The organism is Macrococcus hajekii, from assembly GCF_004359505.1.
GTDB lineage: Bacteria > Bacillota > Bacilli > Staphylococcales > Staphylococcaceae > Macrococcus > Macrococcus hajekii.
Window position 1 is genome coordinate 621,405 of record NZ_SCWE01000001.1, and the last position, 16,473, is coordinate 637,877.

The 16,473-nt window shown below is 41.2% G+C and carries 15 protein-coding genes and 1 pseudogene; all 16 read right to left on the minus strand.

Going from position 1 to position 16,473, the window contains the following annotated elements; all coding sequences use genetic code 11:
• Window positions 1-2: 2 nt before the first annotated feature.
• Entirely contained in the window at window positions 3-824 is an 822-nt protein-coding gene (locus ERX37_RS03380; RefSeq protein ID WP_133429227.1) for a helix-turn-helix domain-containing protein, read from the minus strand.
• Between the two features lie 13 nt (window positions 825-837).
• Window positions 838-1,623 carry a DUF3388 domain-containing protein gene (locus ERX37_RS03385; protein ID WP_133429228.1) on the minus strand — a complete coding sequence of 262 codons (786 nt, stop codon included), beginning with the start codon at window positions 1,621-1,623 and terminating at the stop codon, window positions 838-840.
• Between the two features lie 9 nt (window positions 1,624-1,632).
• A complete protein-coding gene (gene ymfI / locus ERX37_RS03390; RefSeq protein ID WP_133429229.1) occupies window positions 1,633-2,322 on the minus strand; it encodes an elongation factor P 5-aminopentanone reductase in 690 nt (229 codons plus the stop codon).
• Window positions 2,315-3,586 carry an EF-P 5-aminopentanol modification-associated protein YfmH gene (gene yfmH, locus ERX37_RS03395; RefSeq protein WP_133429230.1) on the minus strand — a complete coding sequence of 424 codons (1,272 nt, stop codon included), beginning with the start codon at window positions 3,584-3,586 and terminating at the stop codon, window positions 2,315-2,317. Before yfmH ends, ymfI begins: the two co-directional genes overlap by 8 nt.
• On the minus strand, window positions 3,583-4,812 hold the full coding sequence (gene yfmF / locus ERX37_RS03400; protein WP_133429231.1) for an EF-P 5-aminopentanol modification-associated protein YfmF: 1,230 nt from the start codon (window positions 4,810-4,812) through the stop codon (window positions 3,583-3,585). The genes yfmH and yfmF overlap by 4 nt, the downstream gene beginning before the upstream one ends.
• Before the next feature lie 4 nt (window positions 4,813-4,816).
• Complete coding sequence (locus tag ERX37_RS03405; protein WP_133429232.1) at window positions 4,817-5,530, minus strand: GntR family transcriptional regulator; 714 nt, start codon at window positions 5,528-5,530, stop codon at window positions 4,817-4,819.
• A complete protein-coding gene (locus tag ERX37_RS03410; RefSeq protein WP_133429233.1) occupies window positions 5,530-7,764 on the minus strand; it encodes an FtsK/SpoIIIE family DNA translocase in 2,235 nt (744 codons plus the stop codon). The genes ERX37_RS03405 and ERX37_RS03410 overlap by 1 nt, the downstream gene beginning before the upstream one ends.
• A gap of 62 nt (window positions 7,765-7,826) precedes the next feature.
• Window positions 7,827-9,500 (minus strand): ribonuclease J, encoded by a 1,674-nt coding sequence (locus ERX37_RS03415; RefSeq protein ID WP_133429234.1) that lies wholly within the window; start codon window positions 9,498-9,500, stop codon window positions 7,827-7,829.
• Window positions 9,501-9,605: 105 nt separating this feature from the next.
• Window positions 9,606-9,857, minus strand: coding sequence for a hypothetical protein (locus ERX37_RS03420; RefSeq protein WP_133429235.1), 252 nt, complete (start codon window positions 9,855-9,857; stop codon window positions 9,606-9,608).
• Window positions 9,858-9,914: 57 nt separating this feature from the next.
• The gene (locus tag ERX37_RS03425) at window positions 9,915-11,060 is read right to left on the minus strand and encodes a M16 family metallopeptidase (RefSeq protein WP_133429236.1); all 1,146 of its coding nucleotides are present in this window, start codon (window positions 11,058-11,060) and stop codon (window positions 9,915-9,917) included.
• Between the two features lie 48 nt (window positions 11,061-11,108).
• Window positions 11,109-13,268 (minus strand): polyribonucleotide nucleotidyltransferase, encoded by a 2,160-nt coding sequence (gene pnp, locus ERX37_RS03430; protein WP_133429237.1) that lies wholly within the window; start codon window positions 13,266-13,268, stop codon window positions 11,109-11,111.
• A 101-nt stretch (window positions 13,269-13,369) separates the two neighbouring features.
• On the minus strand, window positions 13,370-13,639 hold the full coding sequence (rpsO, locus tag ERX37_RS03435) for a 30S ribosomal protein S15 (RefSeq protein ID WP_133416971.1): 270 nt from the start codon (window positions 13,637-13,639) through the stop codon (window positions 13,370-13,372).
• Window positions 13,640-13,738: 99 nt separating this feature from the next.
• On the minus strand, window positions 13,739-14,683 hold the full coding sequence (locus ERX37_RS03440; RefSeq protein ID WP_133429238.1) for a bifunctional riboflavin kinase/FAD synthetase: 945 nt from the start codon (window positions 14,681-14,683) through the stop codon (window positions 13,739-13,741).
• 36 nt (window positions 14,684-14,719) lie between these two features.
• On the minus strand, window positions 14,720-15,616 hold the full coding sequence (gene truB, locus ERX37_RS03445; RefSeq protein ID WP_133429239.1) for a tRNA pseudouridine(55) synthase TruB: 897 nt from the start codon (window positions 15,614-15,616) through the stop codon (window positions 14,720-14,722).
• Window positions 15,617-15,678: 62 nt separating this feature from the next.
• Window positions 15,679-16,023, minus strand: coding sequence for a 30S ribosome-binding factor RbfA (rbfA, locus tag ERX37_RS03450; protein WP_133429240.1), 345 nt, complete (start codon window positions 16,021-16,023; stop codon window positions 15,679-15,681).
• Between the two features lie 309 nt (window positions 16,024-16,332).
• Window positions 16,333-16,449: pseudogene (locus tag ERX37_RS11595) on the minus strand (hypothetical protein); the annotation flags it as partial.
• Window positions 16,450-16,473: the final 24 nt, after the last annotated feature.

The window sequence follows — 16,473 nt, forward strand, 5'->3', positions numbered from 1 at the left end:
AATTATGCTCCTTTCTCTTTCATAATATTAAACTGATAAGTTCTTGTAATCAGTTGTTCTGCATCTTTCGGCACATCAACTTTTTGTCCATTTAACGTTACAGTTAGTGACGGATCGTTGCCGGACATCAGTCTGAACGTCTTCACGTTCTTATTAATTTTCACTGTACGATCAGTGACGTTCTGAAATGTATAGCTTTTTTTCTGATCATCATCCAGCTGTATCCATGCAGGTACAGATGACTTAATTCTGATGCTGACCGGCTCATTAGTTTTGACGTCATAGTTGAGAACAGTACCATCAAATGAGTGATAGTTCACTGTTGTAGCGGCAGGTTCTTTTGTTTGTTCCTTATTTTTCGCAACTGGTTTCGTTGTCGTCTCACTTTTAGATGCGATATTGCGACTAGGATTGATAGATTCAGCTTCCCATTTCTCTTCAGCAGGAAATAGATAAACAGCAAAAAGCCACACTATTGTACAGAGCACTGTCACAAGGGCAATAAGCTTTATTAAGGGAAGTACGACTTCAGTATCCTGTGCAGTATGCGTCTTTAACGCTTTTTTTGCTTCTCTAGCCGATATTTTAGAGGTCGGCAGTTCTGCTTGATGTTCTTCTATCAATTTATCCCCGTTAAGATTAACACTGTCCGCATACTTTTTTACAAACCCTACTGCGTAGTCCGGATTAGGCAGTGATTCAAAGTCATTGTTCTCAATCATTGTAATATACTGTCGCTGGATTCTGATTCGCTGTTCCATATCCAGCAATGTCATACCGAGTGATTCGCGTTTGCTCTTTAAAATTTTACCAATCGGTTTCATTTACTTACCTCCACTACTCGAAGAAACCAAATCCCTCTGAATCAAACAAGTTATTTTTGTTCACTTGTTCATAAGTGATCTCCTGGTCGTCTGTTTCACGCAGTTCAATAATATAATCAAAATCTTCAAGCGTGTATTCACTGTTGGCCACAAATAAATCTGGATGCTCAATCACCTTCACTGCAGGCATCGCCATCACTTCCTTGACGAGTTGAAGGTGTTTCATATCCTGCTGCTTACTCGTCAGCGCACCGTCAATTATATATATATAGCTGCTGTCATATTCTCCTTTGAACAGAGAGCTTCTAACCGTCTGTTTAATCATAGTTGAGGATATGAATAGCCATTTCTTATGCGCACAGACACTGGCTGCAACGACTGATTCAGTCTTACCTACACGTGGCATTCCTCTGATTCCCAATAAACAGTGACTATTCTGCTTGAATAACTCAGCCATAAAATCAACCAGTATACCGAGATCCTGTCTGACAAAACGAAATGTTTTACGATCAGCTACATCACGCTGAATATAGCGTCCATGCCGGACAGCCAATCTATCCTGCAGAAGCGGCGTTCTAATCTTAATGATTCGCACTTCATCCAGTTCACGGACGATGTTCTCAAATCGAACCATCTTCTCGTAATTGTCGACCTTAAGCAGCATCCCTCGGCGTCCTGCATCAACCCCATTAATGGTAATAATACTGATGCCGAGCGTACCGAGCAAGCTAGAGATATCACCTAATAGACCCGGTCGATTCACTTTGATTTCATATTCCAGATACCATTCCTTATCCATATTAGCCTCCTATATCAGCCAGCCACTATTTAACCTCAGAACCTGACCTGTCATATGCTGCGCTTTTTTATCCAGAAGATAATTGACTAAAAATGCGACCTCTTCGGGCTCAACAAGTTCACCTTGCGGTATTTCCTCCAGAATAGCTTCTGCATCCAGTGCATCCGTCATTCTTCCTCTTACAAGACCAGGTGTCACGGCATTGACTGTGATAGAACTTAACGCGAGTTCCTTCGCCAGAGACTTAATGAGTCCAAGCTGACCTGCTTTCATCGTTGCATAAAGACTCTCCATGCTGGCACCTGTCTCACCCCATATTGAACTGATTACTATAATTCTACCATATTGCTTCTGCAGCAGACCAGGCATCATCCATTGATTGAGAAGAATCAAGCTTTTGAGGTGAATATAATACTGTGCGTCAATCTGCTGTGCGCTGAAGTCCTGAATTAAACCAAAGCTCTCGCATCCGGCAGCATAAATCATGCCGTCTAATCCATCAAATAGATTCGGTCTGTCAAATGGCTGACTTAAATCAGCCTGCCAGTATTCAACGCGATGACTATTAAAAAATGCTTTCAATTCATCCAGATCAGAAGAATAATACTGACAGATAACTGAGTGGCCTTCAGCAAGTAAAGTAACAATAATCGCTCGACCGATATCTCCGCTTCCTCCTGTAACTAAATATTTAGCCATTTGGAAGCAGCCTGCTATCTGTTACATGATCAATATTTATTGCATGTCTAAATGTATGGAGGGCATCTTCCAGATTGATTTGATCCAGCACATTGACAATATCGAATAAAATAGCGCCATTGAAATAATATCTTGTGAACTGATTTGCAATGTATTCAAGAGAATTAAAACTCGCAATATATTCTCCTGTCGTCTGTTTAACAAGTCGTCTGAAGGCCTTCTCGTCAAGTTCTGTTTCTTTAAGTCGATTCAGAAGACGCTCTTTCAATTTATCGGGTTCATTCGTTGTTCCTGCAATCAGCATATGTGAAAAAGTAGGTTCAAGAACAAAACTATAGCCAAAAGAATCATCAATAAGTCCATCATTAAGCAGTTCATGATAAAAATCACTCTGTTCACCGAAAAGAAGCTCCATTATAAACATCATCTCAAACTCGGTCTGAATCAGTGGATGATTCATGTGATGACAGTCACTTTTAATGCCCAGCATCAGTTTAGGGCGTGAGACATCAGAAGGTGATGTTACTTCATGAGCCTTGACTGATGCGGGTTCATCTATTTCCTTTAGAACAGGTTGATATTGTTCTGTGTATGCAGTGAACTGATGTGCTTCAATAAAGGCTGTAATCTGTTCAGGATCGACATGCCCCACAATGAACATGACCATATTCTCAGGGCGATAGAACGTATAGTAACAATCATAAAGCGTATCTGCTGTTACCTCACTGATGGAGTTTAAAGTACCGGCAATATCCTGTCTTACTGGATGCTGATGATACATGCCTTGTAAGGTCTGATAATACAATCTGTAGTTCGGCTGTTCCTGGTACATTTTAATTTCTTCAGCGATAATACCGATTTCTTTTTGTACTGATTCAGCTGAAAAATAAGGTTTCTGAACCATCTCCAACAGCAGACGAATATTTTCCTCAACATGATCGACAGCGGTGAATAAATAGCTTGTGCGGTCGTATGAAGTGAATGCATTGACGGAGGCACCTTGCTCAGAAAACATATTAAACATATCACCCGCTTCCTTTTCGAACATTTTATGTTCAAGGAAGTGAGCGATTCCTTCCGGTGTATGATGAAGTTTATCTTCACCGTATGGCACAAAATCTGTATGTAAAGAACCGTATTTTGTCGTCAATGTTACATAAGTTTTTTGAAAACCTGGCTTAGGTATGACAAATAGCTTCAAACCATTTTGAAGTGTCGATTCATATAATGTCTCATCTATTTCAGCATAATATTTTTTCTTCATGCTTTCACCTCTTCTGCCAGACAGTATATAGTCTGAACATTTACTTCATTCGCTATCTGCATGACATCTTGTTTCGTGACTGATTCAATCCCTTTTATCCAGTCATCAGTTGTCAAAACAGTCGCATCAAATGTTGAAGCATAACTCTGTTCTATCCAGCCTCGCGGACGATCCAGGTTCTCTTTGCGGTGACTGACCAGCATCTTCTTGGCTGTTGACAGTAAGCCTGTTGAAAAATCACCTTTTTTAATCAAGTCCAGCTGTTCAAGAATCGTATCGACGGTTTCTTTATATGTTACATTCTGTACGCCGGCAATGACATACATCAGACCGAGACGAGCATCAATCTGTGAATGAATCTGATACGCTAAACTTAATTTTTCGCGTACATTCATAAATAAGAGACTAGTCGCATCACCCCCGTACATCTGATTCATCACTATAAAGCTGAAGTATTCAGGTGTGGCATAAGTGACAGGCACTGTCATGCCCATATTGATTCTAGCTTGTGAAGTCGTCGCGTGTTCTGTCACAAATGAAGGATTAGACTTCACTGGTAGATCGAGTGTATGCAGCTTTATAGACTGCTGTGAAAAATTAAATTTCTCTTCTAATGATCGTCGCACTGTATCGTCAATATCACCGATGACATAGAGAGACTTCTCATCCTGCTCAAGCATAGAACGGTATGCTTGGTAAAGCTTGTGCGGAGTCACGTCAATCAATCGGTCAGCAAACCCAATACTCGGGAAGCGGTAGCTCTGACCTGCAAACATTTCCTGCAGCATACTCTGAAAACTTGCCTGTGCCTTATTATCCTTGATATGGTCGAATCGGGCAGCAAGCAGTTGTTTCTCCTGCGTCACTTTCTGGTCGTCAAATGCCTGATTCTGTAAATAAGGACGCCAGACAGCATCAGCGAGTAGCTGTGAACAACGATCAAATAATTGTTCGTCAATATACTTATCATTGATAAATTCAATGCTGATGGTGATGATATGCGCTGTCTTCTGTTTTGAGACATAACTCGACAAATGGGCGCCGTATAAGTCAGATAAATAATCATACAGACTTTGTTCAGTCGGAAAATCGGCAGTCGATTTCGTTAAAATTTTAGATAATAGTGCTCGTTCTGTTATTGTTTTATCGTCAATAGGTGCCTTGAATTTCAGCGCTATGGTCACCGTCTTGAACTTGTTCTCATTTTTGATATGTATAGGTATCATAAAATCACTTCATCTCTCGCTTAATTTGAAATTTAATCTGACTGGATTTGAAATAGTTAAGTGAATATAGGACAGGACGACCTGCACTATTTTGATGTATCTGGCGCACCAGTACAAGACTTTCTTCTGGAGAACATTCCAGCATATTCGAAATATGAGGTTCATAACTGATTGACTCGATTTCACAGATTGCAGATTTAATCTGAAAATCAGGCTTATCCTTCAGCACTTCAAATAAGGATAACTGGCCATTTGCACATTCTATAATCAGTGAATCATCCACTATTTTATCGAGGCAGTAAGCTATAGGAGCACCATTTGCAGTCCGCATTCTCTCCAGAACAATGATATGACGATCATCTTCTACTTCAAGTATTCTTTTATCATCGATTGAGGGAATCTCTGGATCCTGACTGATGATGATTGATCCTGCTGTATATCCCTTTTCTTCAATCATCGTCGTAATACTCTTTAAATTATCAACAGGATAGAAAAATGTAGGTTCATGCTTAATAAAATAACCTTCATGAAAGCGTTCTGTCACGATCTGTTCAGTCACTAATTCCTGCAGTGCATTTTCAACATCATCCTGAACGACATGTAATGTACGAGACATGTCATAAATACTCGGTAACGGTTCATCCTTTTTAAATGTACCGTTCTGAATTCGTGCGATGATCCAGTCCTTAATTGTTACAATTGATTGTTCAACAGACATTATTGTCCTCCTTCTTCCGGATTGATAAGCACTTGTCTTGGTTTACTCCCTTGAGCGGGTCCAATAATCTGATTCGCTTCTAAATCATCCACCAGTCTTGCAGCTCTATTATAGCCTATTCTGAATTGTCGCTGTAACAGAGATGCACTCGCCTTCTGTTCTCTGACCACGAAATCCAGTGCATCGAAATAGAGCTGATCATCTGATGGTGAATCTGTGGCCACTGTTTCCTCCGGCTCCATTTCTTTTATATAGTTCGCTGACTGCTGCTGCGTTACATAGTCAACCACTGCCTCCACTTCATTATCTGATAAAAAAGCACCTTGAATACGTGTCGGCTTCGACTGGCCGGCTGGCAGAAACAGCATATCTCCTCGTCCGAGCAGCTTCTCAGCACCTTGAGTGTCGAGAATCGTTCTCGAATCCACTTGCGAGCTGACTGCAAATGCAATGCGGGAGGGGATATTTGCTTTGATTAATCCGGTAATGACATCGACAGACGGACGCTGCGTAGCAATAATCAGATGAATACCTGCAGCACGTGCCATCTGAGCAATACGCATAATGGCACTTTCCACATCTTTACTGGCTACCATCATTAAGTCCGCCAGTTCATCCACAATCACTACGATGTAAGGCAAGAGCGCATTCTTCTCCTCCAGTTCATCGTTCTGTCTTTTCAAGTACTGGTTGTAACCTTCGATGTTCCGCGTACCCGTATGACTGAAAAGATCGTAACGCCGTTCCATCTCACCTACAATTTTCTGCAAAGCCTGACTCGCCTTCTGAGGATTGGTTACTACAGGCGTCAGCAGATGAGGAATGCCATTATAGACATTCAGTTCAACCATCTTAGGGTCTATCATCATCAGCTTCACTTCATGTGGCTTAGCATTCATCAGGATGCTTGTGATAATACCATTGATACAGACGGATTTACCACTACCTGTTGAACCTGCCACTAGAAGATGGGGCATCTTATTCAGTTCAGCAGTGATAGCTTCTCCTGAAATATTACGACCAAGCACTACTTTAAGCTTATTTGATGTAACAGGCTCCTCTTCCAGCACCTCTCTTAACGTCACCATAGAAGTAGAGCTGTTCGGCACTTCAATCCCTACAGCAGATTTGCCGGGTATTGGCGCCTCTATTCTGATATCCTTTGCTGCCAGTGCCAGTGCAATATCATTGGACAAATTGACAATCCGGCTCACTTTGACGCCGAGTGCCGGATGGACTTCGTACTGTGTGACTGCCGGCCCAATTCTGATCTGACTGACTTTAGCATCGACGCCAAAATTTCTTAAAGTATTTTCAAGCAGCTGTCCTCGCTGTTTAACTGTCTTCATATCCGATTTTACTGATTGCTTCGGACTATCGAGCAGACTGATAGGCGGCAACTGGTAATTGGAATCTTCATCCGTGAAGGTATTCTCATTTTCTGCTGCAGGTTCGGCTTCTTCGAGTAATTCGGGTTCAGTTGACTCAATATCTCGTTCATCACTTGTTAACCTTTCACTTTTAGCGCTGAAGTCCTGCGGTTCAACTGCATATTCATCGGGTTCAGGCGCACTGATCGGTTCCGGTGTTATATCAGTCAGTTCACTGACATCTTTTGGTTGTCGTCGTTCTCGAGTGGACCATTTTTCTTTAAGATCTGAAGCCAATTTCATCAGATACATGAAGACAGTCTTTGCTTCCTGTCTGACTGATCGGCCTGTAATCAGAATGCCGGCTATACCAAACAAAATGAGCGTTACGACAATACTGCCAATTGGGCTGATCAGTGTTGATAGAACAGACTCGATGTAGTAACCGGCTCCGCCGCCGCCATGAAAATGTAAATGTGAGTCTGATTCATGCTCAAATATCGAATTAAATGAGGGTTTATGCTTACTGCCTGCCAGTCGACTGCCGAGTTCAAGAAGCAGACATAAGGCAATCTGAATGGTTAACCAGCCCAGCAGTCGTCTGTTAAAAGGCATCATCTTCTGATTGACCGTGAAATAGATAATAGTCAGGAAAATAAACAAATATGTAAAGTAGCGGGCACTACCAGTGAACATGATCATCAGACAATCTATTCCGAGACCGATCAATCCGAACTGAAAAAGGCCCAGTACTAAAAGGCCCAGCAGGACAAGCGCTATCAGATAAATATAGGGCTGCTGTTCAGACTTCTTTCTTGTTTTTCGTTTAGATTTAGTTTTAGGCTTCTTTTTTGCGATTGCCATGTCCTTCACCTCGTTAAAACTAAATAAACAAGCTTAGAAAGCTTGTTTATTGTTATTAGTATTTAGATTTCAGAGATAACCGGAATAATCATCGGTCTTCTCTTCGTTGAATCATACAGGAACTTACCTAACTTATCGCGCATATCCTGCTTAATTTCAGACCATTCAATTCGGTTCTGCATTAAGCCCTCTTCCACGATAGCACGGACCTTATCTTCTGCTTCTTTCAACAGTTCTTCGCTTTCACGTACATAAACGAAACCGCGTGATTGTATCTGTGGTCCAGCAACAATCCGTTTTGATTTTGCATCAAGTGTTACAACTGCAATAAAGATCCCATCTTCAGCGAGCAAGCGACGGTCACGCAGTACGATATTACCGACATCTCCGACACCGATACCATCAATGAGGACATTACCTGCGATTACTTTTTCATTTGCACGCATCTCTTCACCATCAAACGTCACAACATCTCCTTTTTCAAGCAAGAAGATATGTTCAGGTAAAACGCCTGTCTCAGCAGCGAGTTTAGCATGGGCAATCTGCATTTTAAACTCACCTTGAACTGGAATGAAGTATTTAGGCTGCATAAAGTTCAGCATCATCTTGAGTTCTTCCATACAACCGTGACCTGAAGCATGAATTTTTTTATCCGGTGAGATAACCTGTGCACCGGCCTTAACGAGGTGATTAATGGTAGAACCAAGAATCACTTCCATACCAGATGAAGGTGTTGTCGTTATAAAGACAGTATCGCCTTCTTCAATATTCATGATATTATGACGCTGCTGCGCCATCAGACCAAGTGCTTCAATCGGCTCACCTTGTGCCCCCGTTGAAATAACAACGAGTTCATTTTTAGGATATTTTGCCACATCCTTAATCGGAATGAGCAGCTGCTCAGGAATATTAAAGTAACCCATTTTTCGGGCAATATTGAATGAGCTTTCAAGAGACTTACCCAGGAATGTCACTTTGCGATTATTTTTCGCAGCCGCATTGATAACCTGCTGAATGCGAATAAAATTAGAAGCATAGCATGAAATAATGATACGACCCTTCGCGCGTGCAAATTCATCACTGATATGACTTTCAATAACGTTCTCAGGCGTATTATAACCCGGCTTTTCTGCTTCAGTAGAGTCACTGATCAGTGCAAGAACGCCTGACTGTCCAAGAGCAGTCATCTTATTGATATCCGGCTGGTAAGCACCTGTAACGCTCTGGTCAAATTTAAATTCACCTGTATAGACGATGGCGCCATGTGAAGTCTGGACGCTGATACCGAGCGCATCCGGAATGCTGTGTGTCGTGTTGAAGAAAGTGACATTTACACCCTTAAAGCGCATAACTGACTCATTGTTGACAGTATAGTATTTAATTTTTTTGTCGAGTTTAACGTCTTTCATCTGATCTTTAACGAGCGCCAGTGTCAGTCGTGACCCGTAAATCGGCACATCTAATTTTGGCATGATATATTTAAGTGCACCAATTGCATCCAGATGTCCGTGAGATAAGAAAATCCCTTTAAGACGATGCTTATTTTCTACTACATACTGAATATCAGGTATTACAACATCAATGCCCAGCATCTCATCTTCCGGGAACATCAATCCTGCATCCAGCATAAACATTTCATCGTCCACTTCGACGATATACATATTTTTCGCGATTTCTCCTACGCCACCCAGAGGGGTGATTTTAATGTGCTTATTTTCTTTTTTTACTAAATTCAAAATAGTTCCTCCTAAAATTCTTTCCCGTTCAATCCATATTGATTCTATTATAAGCTATTTGAAACCCATAACACAATAAAAAAAGGCGCCTCAGCGCCTTAATCGTTATACAAGCTGGATACGATAATGACCGCCTGCAACCGTAATATTCTCCAGTGAAAGCTCTTTTTCGTTCAGTCGTTCTGCCTCATCCTTGTAGATAATCAGATTTACTTTTTCACCTGTTGACTCCAGCTGATTAAAATATTGTCCTATACTGCCGGACGGCGTCGTCAATCTTACAGCACGCTCTTCCTGCGTATACTGACCTTCCGCTTCAATTACATGTGAATTCACTGAAATTTTATCAAAAACCATTTAACCGCCTCCTGTTTTATATACTTGAATTTTATACCAGATGAAACGTTTTCACAATTATTTAAATAAAATCTGTGCGGGTTCAGTCGCGAAAAACATTTGGACCTTAGCGATCTGTTCAAGGGTGACTGCATTGATATGTGCTTCAAATGTCTCGAGTGAAATCAGGTGACCATAATACATAATACTTCGGCCATTTCTAGCCATAATATGTCCATCATAATCATTATCCATATAGGCAGAAGTGATTAAATAATTTTTAGTACGTGATAGCTGTTCTTCTGTCAGCGGTTGCTTCAGGAGATTAAATATCTCATTTTTTGCAGCTTCGATATGCTGAGCATCACAGGCCATATATATAGTAAATAAGCCTCCATTTTCAAATGCCTCGAGTGATGAATAAACATTGTAGCAGAGACCCAGCTCTTCTCTCAGCCGACGAAAGAGCGGTGAAGACATGGATTCACCGAAATAAGAACTGAAAACGCTATAGGCATCATATAATGGATGATGATAACCTACGCCTTCAAATCCCAGTAAAAAATGAGCTTGCTCCAATGTGCGTTGTGCTGTTAATTGACAAGGACTAAATGAGAAATCTGTCAGCCTTGTCGTTGTTTCCCCCTCTTGTAACTGTAGACCATCGATTGCATCTGGACGCTGACCTGCATATGAAATCACCATGTTATCACCGGTATAAAAAGTACGGTAAAAATTCAACAGTTTTTCTCTTGATATGTGCTGTAATGATTCACGTGTACCTAAAATCGGGACCCGATAGTGATCTGAAAGAGTCTTCTCCTGCAGCAAGTCGTATATATAGTCTTCCGGATCATCTTCAGTCATCTTAATTTCTTCAAGTATGACTTGTTTCTCACGTTCAATCTCATCTGCAGGAAATGTTGCGCGCGTCATCATCTCTTCGATAAGTGCTAGCGCTCGTTCTTCAAATCGTTTTAAAGTCTTAACAGAATAGCAAGTATATTCTTTCGTTGTATACGCATTAACCTCACCGCCGATTGCATCAATTTCTTCACTGAATGATTTTGCATCAAACTGTTCCGTTCCTTTAAATAGCATGTGTTCAGTAAAATGAGCAATACCGTGTGGATATCCTGCTTCGTGTTTCGTACCTACCTTCACATAAATAGCAATATGTACTGTCTCATGCGAGGTTAATAGCGTTGTGATGTTCTTTTTCAATCAATCCCTCTTTCCTATAAAAAAAGGGCTGCAAAAGCAGCCGCTTGTTTATTTTTCTGTGTTCATTTGATCTGTTTTTGGCGTTTCTGTTTTTGGTGCTTCAGTCTTCGGAGCCTCAGTTTTCGGTTTCTCAAGTAGTTCTTTTCTTGACGCGTTGACACGCCCTTGTCGGTCAATCTCCGTTACCTTGACATCGAACTGATCACCCATTTTAATGACATCCTCAACTTTGTTGACACGTTCATGTGCCAGCTGAGAGATATGAACAAGTGCATCTTTGCCCGGGAAGATTTCTACGAATGCACCGAACTTCTCGATACGTTTTACCGTCGCATGATATGTTTCACCGACGACTGCTTCACGAACGATATTTTCGATGATTTTAATCGCTTCTTTAATCATGGCTGCATCACTTGAACCGATAAAGACTGTACCATCCTGCTCAATATCCACTTTAACCCCTGTTGCATCAATAATTTCATTGATTTTCTTACCGCCTGGTCCAATAACATCACGTATTTTATCAGGTTTGATATGAATAATTTCAATTTTTGGTGCGTATGCGCTAAGTTCTTTTCTTGGTTCCGCAATCGTGCTCAGCATATGATCTAAGATATGAAGACGACCTAGGCGAGCTTGCTCCAGTGCTTCGCGTAAAATATCTTCAGATAGACCATCAATCTTGATATCCATCTGAATCGCTGTAATACCTTCAGCGGTACCTGCCACTTTAAAGTCCATATCGCCGAGTGCATCTTCCATTCCCTGAATATCAGAGAGAATCGTGTAATCTGCATCCTTTTTAACAAGTCCCATAGCAATACCTGCGACAGGTGCTTTGATCGGAACCCCTGCATCCATCAATGCTAATGTAGAACCGCAGATTGACGCTTGAGATGAAGAACCATTTGACTCAAGTACTTCAGAAACGACACGAATCGTATAAGGGAATTCCACTTCATTCGGAATCACCTGGAGAAGCGCACGTTCACCGAGTGCACCGTGTCCGATTTCACGACGTCCTGGTGCACGAATCGGACCTGTCTCACCGACTGAGAAATTCGGGAAGTTATAATGATGCATATAACGTTTTTGCTCCTCGATACCGAGTCCATCAATAATCTGATGTTCACCGAGCGCACCAAGTGTCGCTATAGATAAAGCCTGCGTCTGACCACGTGTAAAAAGACCAGAACCATGAGCACGAGGCAGTAAACCTACTTCACTGTCAAGAGGACGAATTTCTTCAGGATGACGTCCATCCGGGCGCACTTTTTCTTCAGTGATCAATCGGCGTACTTCTTCTTTAATGAGACCATCAAATGTCTTGTTGACCACTGTCATCGTCTCTTCAGATTGACCTTCGTATTTTTCAATGATCTGTAATTTTACCGCTGTAATATTCTGTTCGCGTTCCAGTTTATCCTGTGTCTGTATCGCTTGAGATAAGCCTAATTCTGCTGCGTAAGCCTGCACTTCATTTTCTACGATAAGATTAGGTTCAACAGGCACGAACTCTTTTTTAGCTGGCTGGACAGCATCAATAATTGTCTGCTGGAAATCCACGAGTTCCTTGATAGCAGCATGACCGAACATAATGGCTTCGAGCATTTTTTCTTCAGTCACTTCTTTAGCGCCCGCTTCCACCATATTAACTGCATCTTTAGTTCCTGCAACTTGCAGATCTAACAGTGAGGTTACACGTTGTTCTACAGTCGGATTGACGATCAGTTCATCATCGATCAGACCGATGTTAACCCCGGCAATTGGCCCTCCAAATGGAATATCTGACACTGATAAAGCGACAGATGAACCCAGCATAGCAGCCATTTCCGGCGTATTATCCGGATCCACACTCATCACTATCGAGATGACTTGTATATCATTGCGGTAACCTTTAGGAAATAGTGGACGAATCGGACGGTCAATGAGACGAGAAGTCAATGTCGCATCTTCGCCAGGACGCCCTTCACGTTTATTGAAACCACCTGGTATTTTACCGGCAGCATATAATTTCTCTTCATAATTGACCATTAACGGGAAGAAATCAACATCCCTTGGTTCTTTTGAAGCAGTAGCCGTTGACAGCACAACTGTATCGCCGTATCTGACAAGAGCAGAGCCATTTGCCTGCTTAGCAAGCTGACCTACTTCCACTGTTAACGGGCGTCCTGCCCATTCAGTTGTAAATACTTTTTTCTGAGACATTAAAATGCTCCTCTCAAGTTTATATCTTTCATCATATCATTTATTAAATAGTTAGTCATAAAAAAATCGAAAGAAACGTGAGTTCCTTTCGATTTGAAAAATTATCGACGTAAACCTAATGATTTAATTAATTCACGGTAACGTTGAACATCATTTTCACGTAAGTAAGTCAGTAAGTTTTTACGGCGACCTACCATTTTAAGTAATCCACGACGTGAGTGGTGGTCTTTTTTGTGAGTACGTAAATGTTCGTTTAACGCATTGATTTCAGCTGTTAAAACTGCGATTTGTACTTCTGGTGACCCTGTGTCCGTATCGTGTACACGGTACTCAGCGATGATTTCGTTTTTGCGTTCTTGTGTAATTGCCATAATTAAATGACCTCCTATTATTTTTTCACCATGACCCGAGCACGTCGTCGGAGTGTCGACAAGCCAAGGAAAGGTACCGAATTATTATATCATAGCAGACTACTTTATGTCACGAAGAATCTGTACAGCCTGTTCTTTATCTTGATTAATCTGCGCAATCAGTGCATCAATACCACTGAATTTCTGTTCAGGACGCAGGAATTCGTGCCAGTAAACTTCCACTCGTTCGCCGTAGATGGAATCACTGAAATCAAAAATATGAACTTCGATAGAGACAGCTGATTTCGATGGATCATGGAACGTCGGTTTATAGCCGATATTACAGACCCCTTTATAGACTTCTTCGGTACTGTTCTGCTTCAGTGTCACTGCGTAAACACCGAGTTTTGGCAGAACATAGTCTTCATCAGGCATAACATTAGCTGTCGGAAAACCAATCGTCCGGCCCCGTTTCTCGCCTTGTACTACAATACCCGCTATTTTATAAGGACGTCCCAGCTGCTCGTTAGCACGTTTAATATGTCCTGCCTTAAGCTGTTCGCGTATATCTGTTGTCGATACCTTTTCCTCATTGATCGCCTTCTTTGATACTGTCGTTACATTGAAACCTTGACAATCTTCAGCCAGTTTCAGCATATTGCCTTTACCAAATTTGCCGTAAGTGAAATCAAAACCGGCAATAACTTCTTTCACATGGTTATTAGTTAAATAATCACGGATAAAGTCCTTTTCAGACATGGCAGCAAATCTTGAAGTGAACGGCACGATAAATAAATAATCGACACCGAGCGCAGAAAAGATTCTTTTCTTCTCATTGAGCGGCGTAAGATAATCTGTCCGCTTCTTTTCCGGATTTAAAACCACTGATGGATGCGGATCGAATGTCATCACTGCTTTTTTAAGATTTTTATTTTCTGCTATCTCAAGCATCTGGTTGATAACAGCCAGATGTCCTTGATGCACACCATCGAAAAATCCGATAGCTAATGCGATATCAGGGTGGTGATACATTTCTTCTACTCGATTGATTACTAAAGTTTCCATAAAGTCAGCTCTTTCTATTGATTTGATTTTATTCTATCAGTTAAAGACCTTCCTTGCCTTAATGATGCCTTCTTTATCGGGATGCGGCATATAGATAGCGAGCGCAGTGCCTTTGTAGGTGAGTACAGTTTCATCTGCTAGTGGCGGAGTAAACTGCGAAAGCTTCTGTCCGTTCAAAATACGTGCCTTCAGTTCTTCTGTCACTTCAAGCTGTGGTAAGTCTTTCAGACCACGTTCCAAAGGAAGAAGATAAGCTTCTATCTTCTCTAATGGCATCGACTGCAGCTCTTCAAGCGTCAGACATTCATCTAATGTAAAGCCGCCACTTGCTGTACGCGTCAATTTTGACATATGGCCCACTGTTCCTAATCTTTCAGCAATCTGTGTGGATAATGTTCTTATATACGTCCCTTTACCACATCCGACTTCAATCATAAAAGAAACGACATCATCTTGATACTTCAACTCTGTCAGTCGTTTAATATAATGAATCCTCACCGTGCGGGAGGGTCGTTCAATGACTTTGTTCTCTCTCGCATATTCATACAGTTTGCGGCCATTCACTTTAACAGCCGAAAACATAGGCGGAATCTGCTCAAGGTCACCAACTAAAGATTGTAAAGCTGTATCAATCTCCTCAGATGAAAACTGATCGCTATGGATAACTTCTTCTGCGACAGTATCGCCGGTCTGATCTTCTGTCGTCGTCTGTCGGCCCAGTGTCACTTCTGCGATATAATGCTTACCGCTATCCATCATATAGTCACTGACACGTGTCGCACGACCGATACAGATGGGCAGCACACCATCCACTTCCGGATCAAGCGTGCCTGTATGCCCAACTTTTTTTGTTTTTAATATTTTGCGCAGCTTAAATACGACATCATGACTCGTCAAACCTCGCGCTTTATTAATCGCTATAATTCCGTCCATAAAAAAACACCCTTCCCGTAAACTCATTAAAAAGTTTACATGAAAAAGTGTCTTCCGTCTAATTAGTGACCTTTATTTAAGTCAGCTATCATTTTCTCGATTTTATTACCGTAGTCAATCGACTCATCATACTGGAACTTAAGCTCCGGTACAATACGAAGATCCATACGCTGTGCGATTTCAGAACGCATAAATCCTTTCGATTTTTCAAGTGCTTCAAGAGACTTCTTACGTTCTCTCTCCTCACCTAAAACAGTCACATAGACTGTCGCCTGAGATAAATCTCCTGTGACTTCCACTTCAGTCACTGTCACAAAACCGATATTCGGATTTTTCATTTTCTGGTTGATGACTTCACTTAATTCTTTCTTAAGCTGTTCACCGACACGTTCACTTCTCATACTCATGTTAATCACCTCGCTGTTAGTATACCCTATTTCAGTGAATTTAATTATAGTGTGCTGTGTTCAGCATGTCAAATATCGTGGAGGAACGTCCCATGTGACTACCATATGTGACTAGGTTCGTGGTTGCGCTGGTAAAGCTGAGCTGTTAAATCTTTATGCACATATTCTTTATCACTGACGAGCTGTCCATTCACCAATCTGTAGTGCCCAGTAAAGTTCTTAATATCCAGATGATAGATTTCCCCTCTTCAATAAGTAAAATCATATCAAATAAAAATGCTGGTCATATCATGACCAGCATTTTCCAAATTATACGCGTTTAATTTCTTCCATTACGAATGCTTCGAAGATATCGCCTTCTTTAATATCATTGAATTTCTCAATGGTGATACCACATTCATAACCTTGTGAAAAAGTGATAATATCAAGCATTCTTACTGTTTACTTACT

Bases quoted from the DNA above. Each gene is read 5' to 3' on its own strand.
- ERX37_RS03380 (WP_133429227.1), bottom strand. From the start codon at position 824: ATGAAACCGATTGGTAAAATTTTAAAGAGCAAACGCGAATCACTCGGT.
- ERX37_RS03385 (WP_133429228.1), bottom strand. From the start codon at position 1,623: ATGGATAAGGAATGGTATCTGGAATATGAAATCAAAGTGAATCGACCG.
- ymfI (WP_133429229.1), bottom strand. From the start codon at position 2,322: ATGGCTAAATATTTAGTTACAGGAGGAAGCGGAGATATCGGTCGAGCG.
- yfmH (WP_133429230.1), bottom strand. From the start codon at position 3,586: ATGAAGAAAAAATATTATGCTGAAATAGATGAGACATTATATGAATCG.
- yfmF (WP_133429231.1), bottom strand. From the start codon at position 4,812: ATGATACCTATACATATCAAAAATGAGAACAAGTTCAAGACGGTGACC.
- ERX37_RS03405 (WP_133429232.1), bottom strand. From the start codon at position 5,530: ATGTCTGTTGAACAATCAATTGTAACAATTAAGGACTGGATCATCGCA.
- ERX37_RS03410 (WP_133429233.1), bottom strand. From the start codon at position 7,764: ATGGCAATCGCAAAAAAGAAGCCTAAAACTAAATCTAAACGAAAAACA.
- ERX37_RS03420 (WP_133429235.1), bottom strand. From the start codon at position 9,857: ATGGTTTTTGATAAAATTTCAGTGAATTCACATGTAATTGAAGCGGAA.
- pnp (WP_133429237.1), bottom strand. From the start codon at position 13,268: ATGTCTCAGAAAAAAGTATTTACAACTGAATGGGCAGGACGCCCGTTA.
- rpsO (WP_133416971.1), bottom strand. From the start codon at position 13,639: ATGGCAATTACACAAGAACGCAAAAACGAAATCATCGCTGAGTACCGT.
- ERX37_RS03440 (WP_133429238.1), bottom strand. From the start codon at position 14,683: ATGGAAACTTTAGTAATCAATCGAGTAGAAGAAATGTATCACCACCCT.
- truB (WP_133429239.1), bottom strand. From the start codon at position 15,616: ATGGACGGAATTATAGCGATTAATAAAGCGCGAGGTTTGACGAGTCAT.
- rbfA (WP_133429240.1), bottom strand. From the start codon at position 16,023: ATGAGTATGAGAAGTGAACGTGTCGGTGAACAGCTTAAGAAAGAATTA.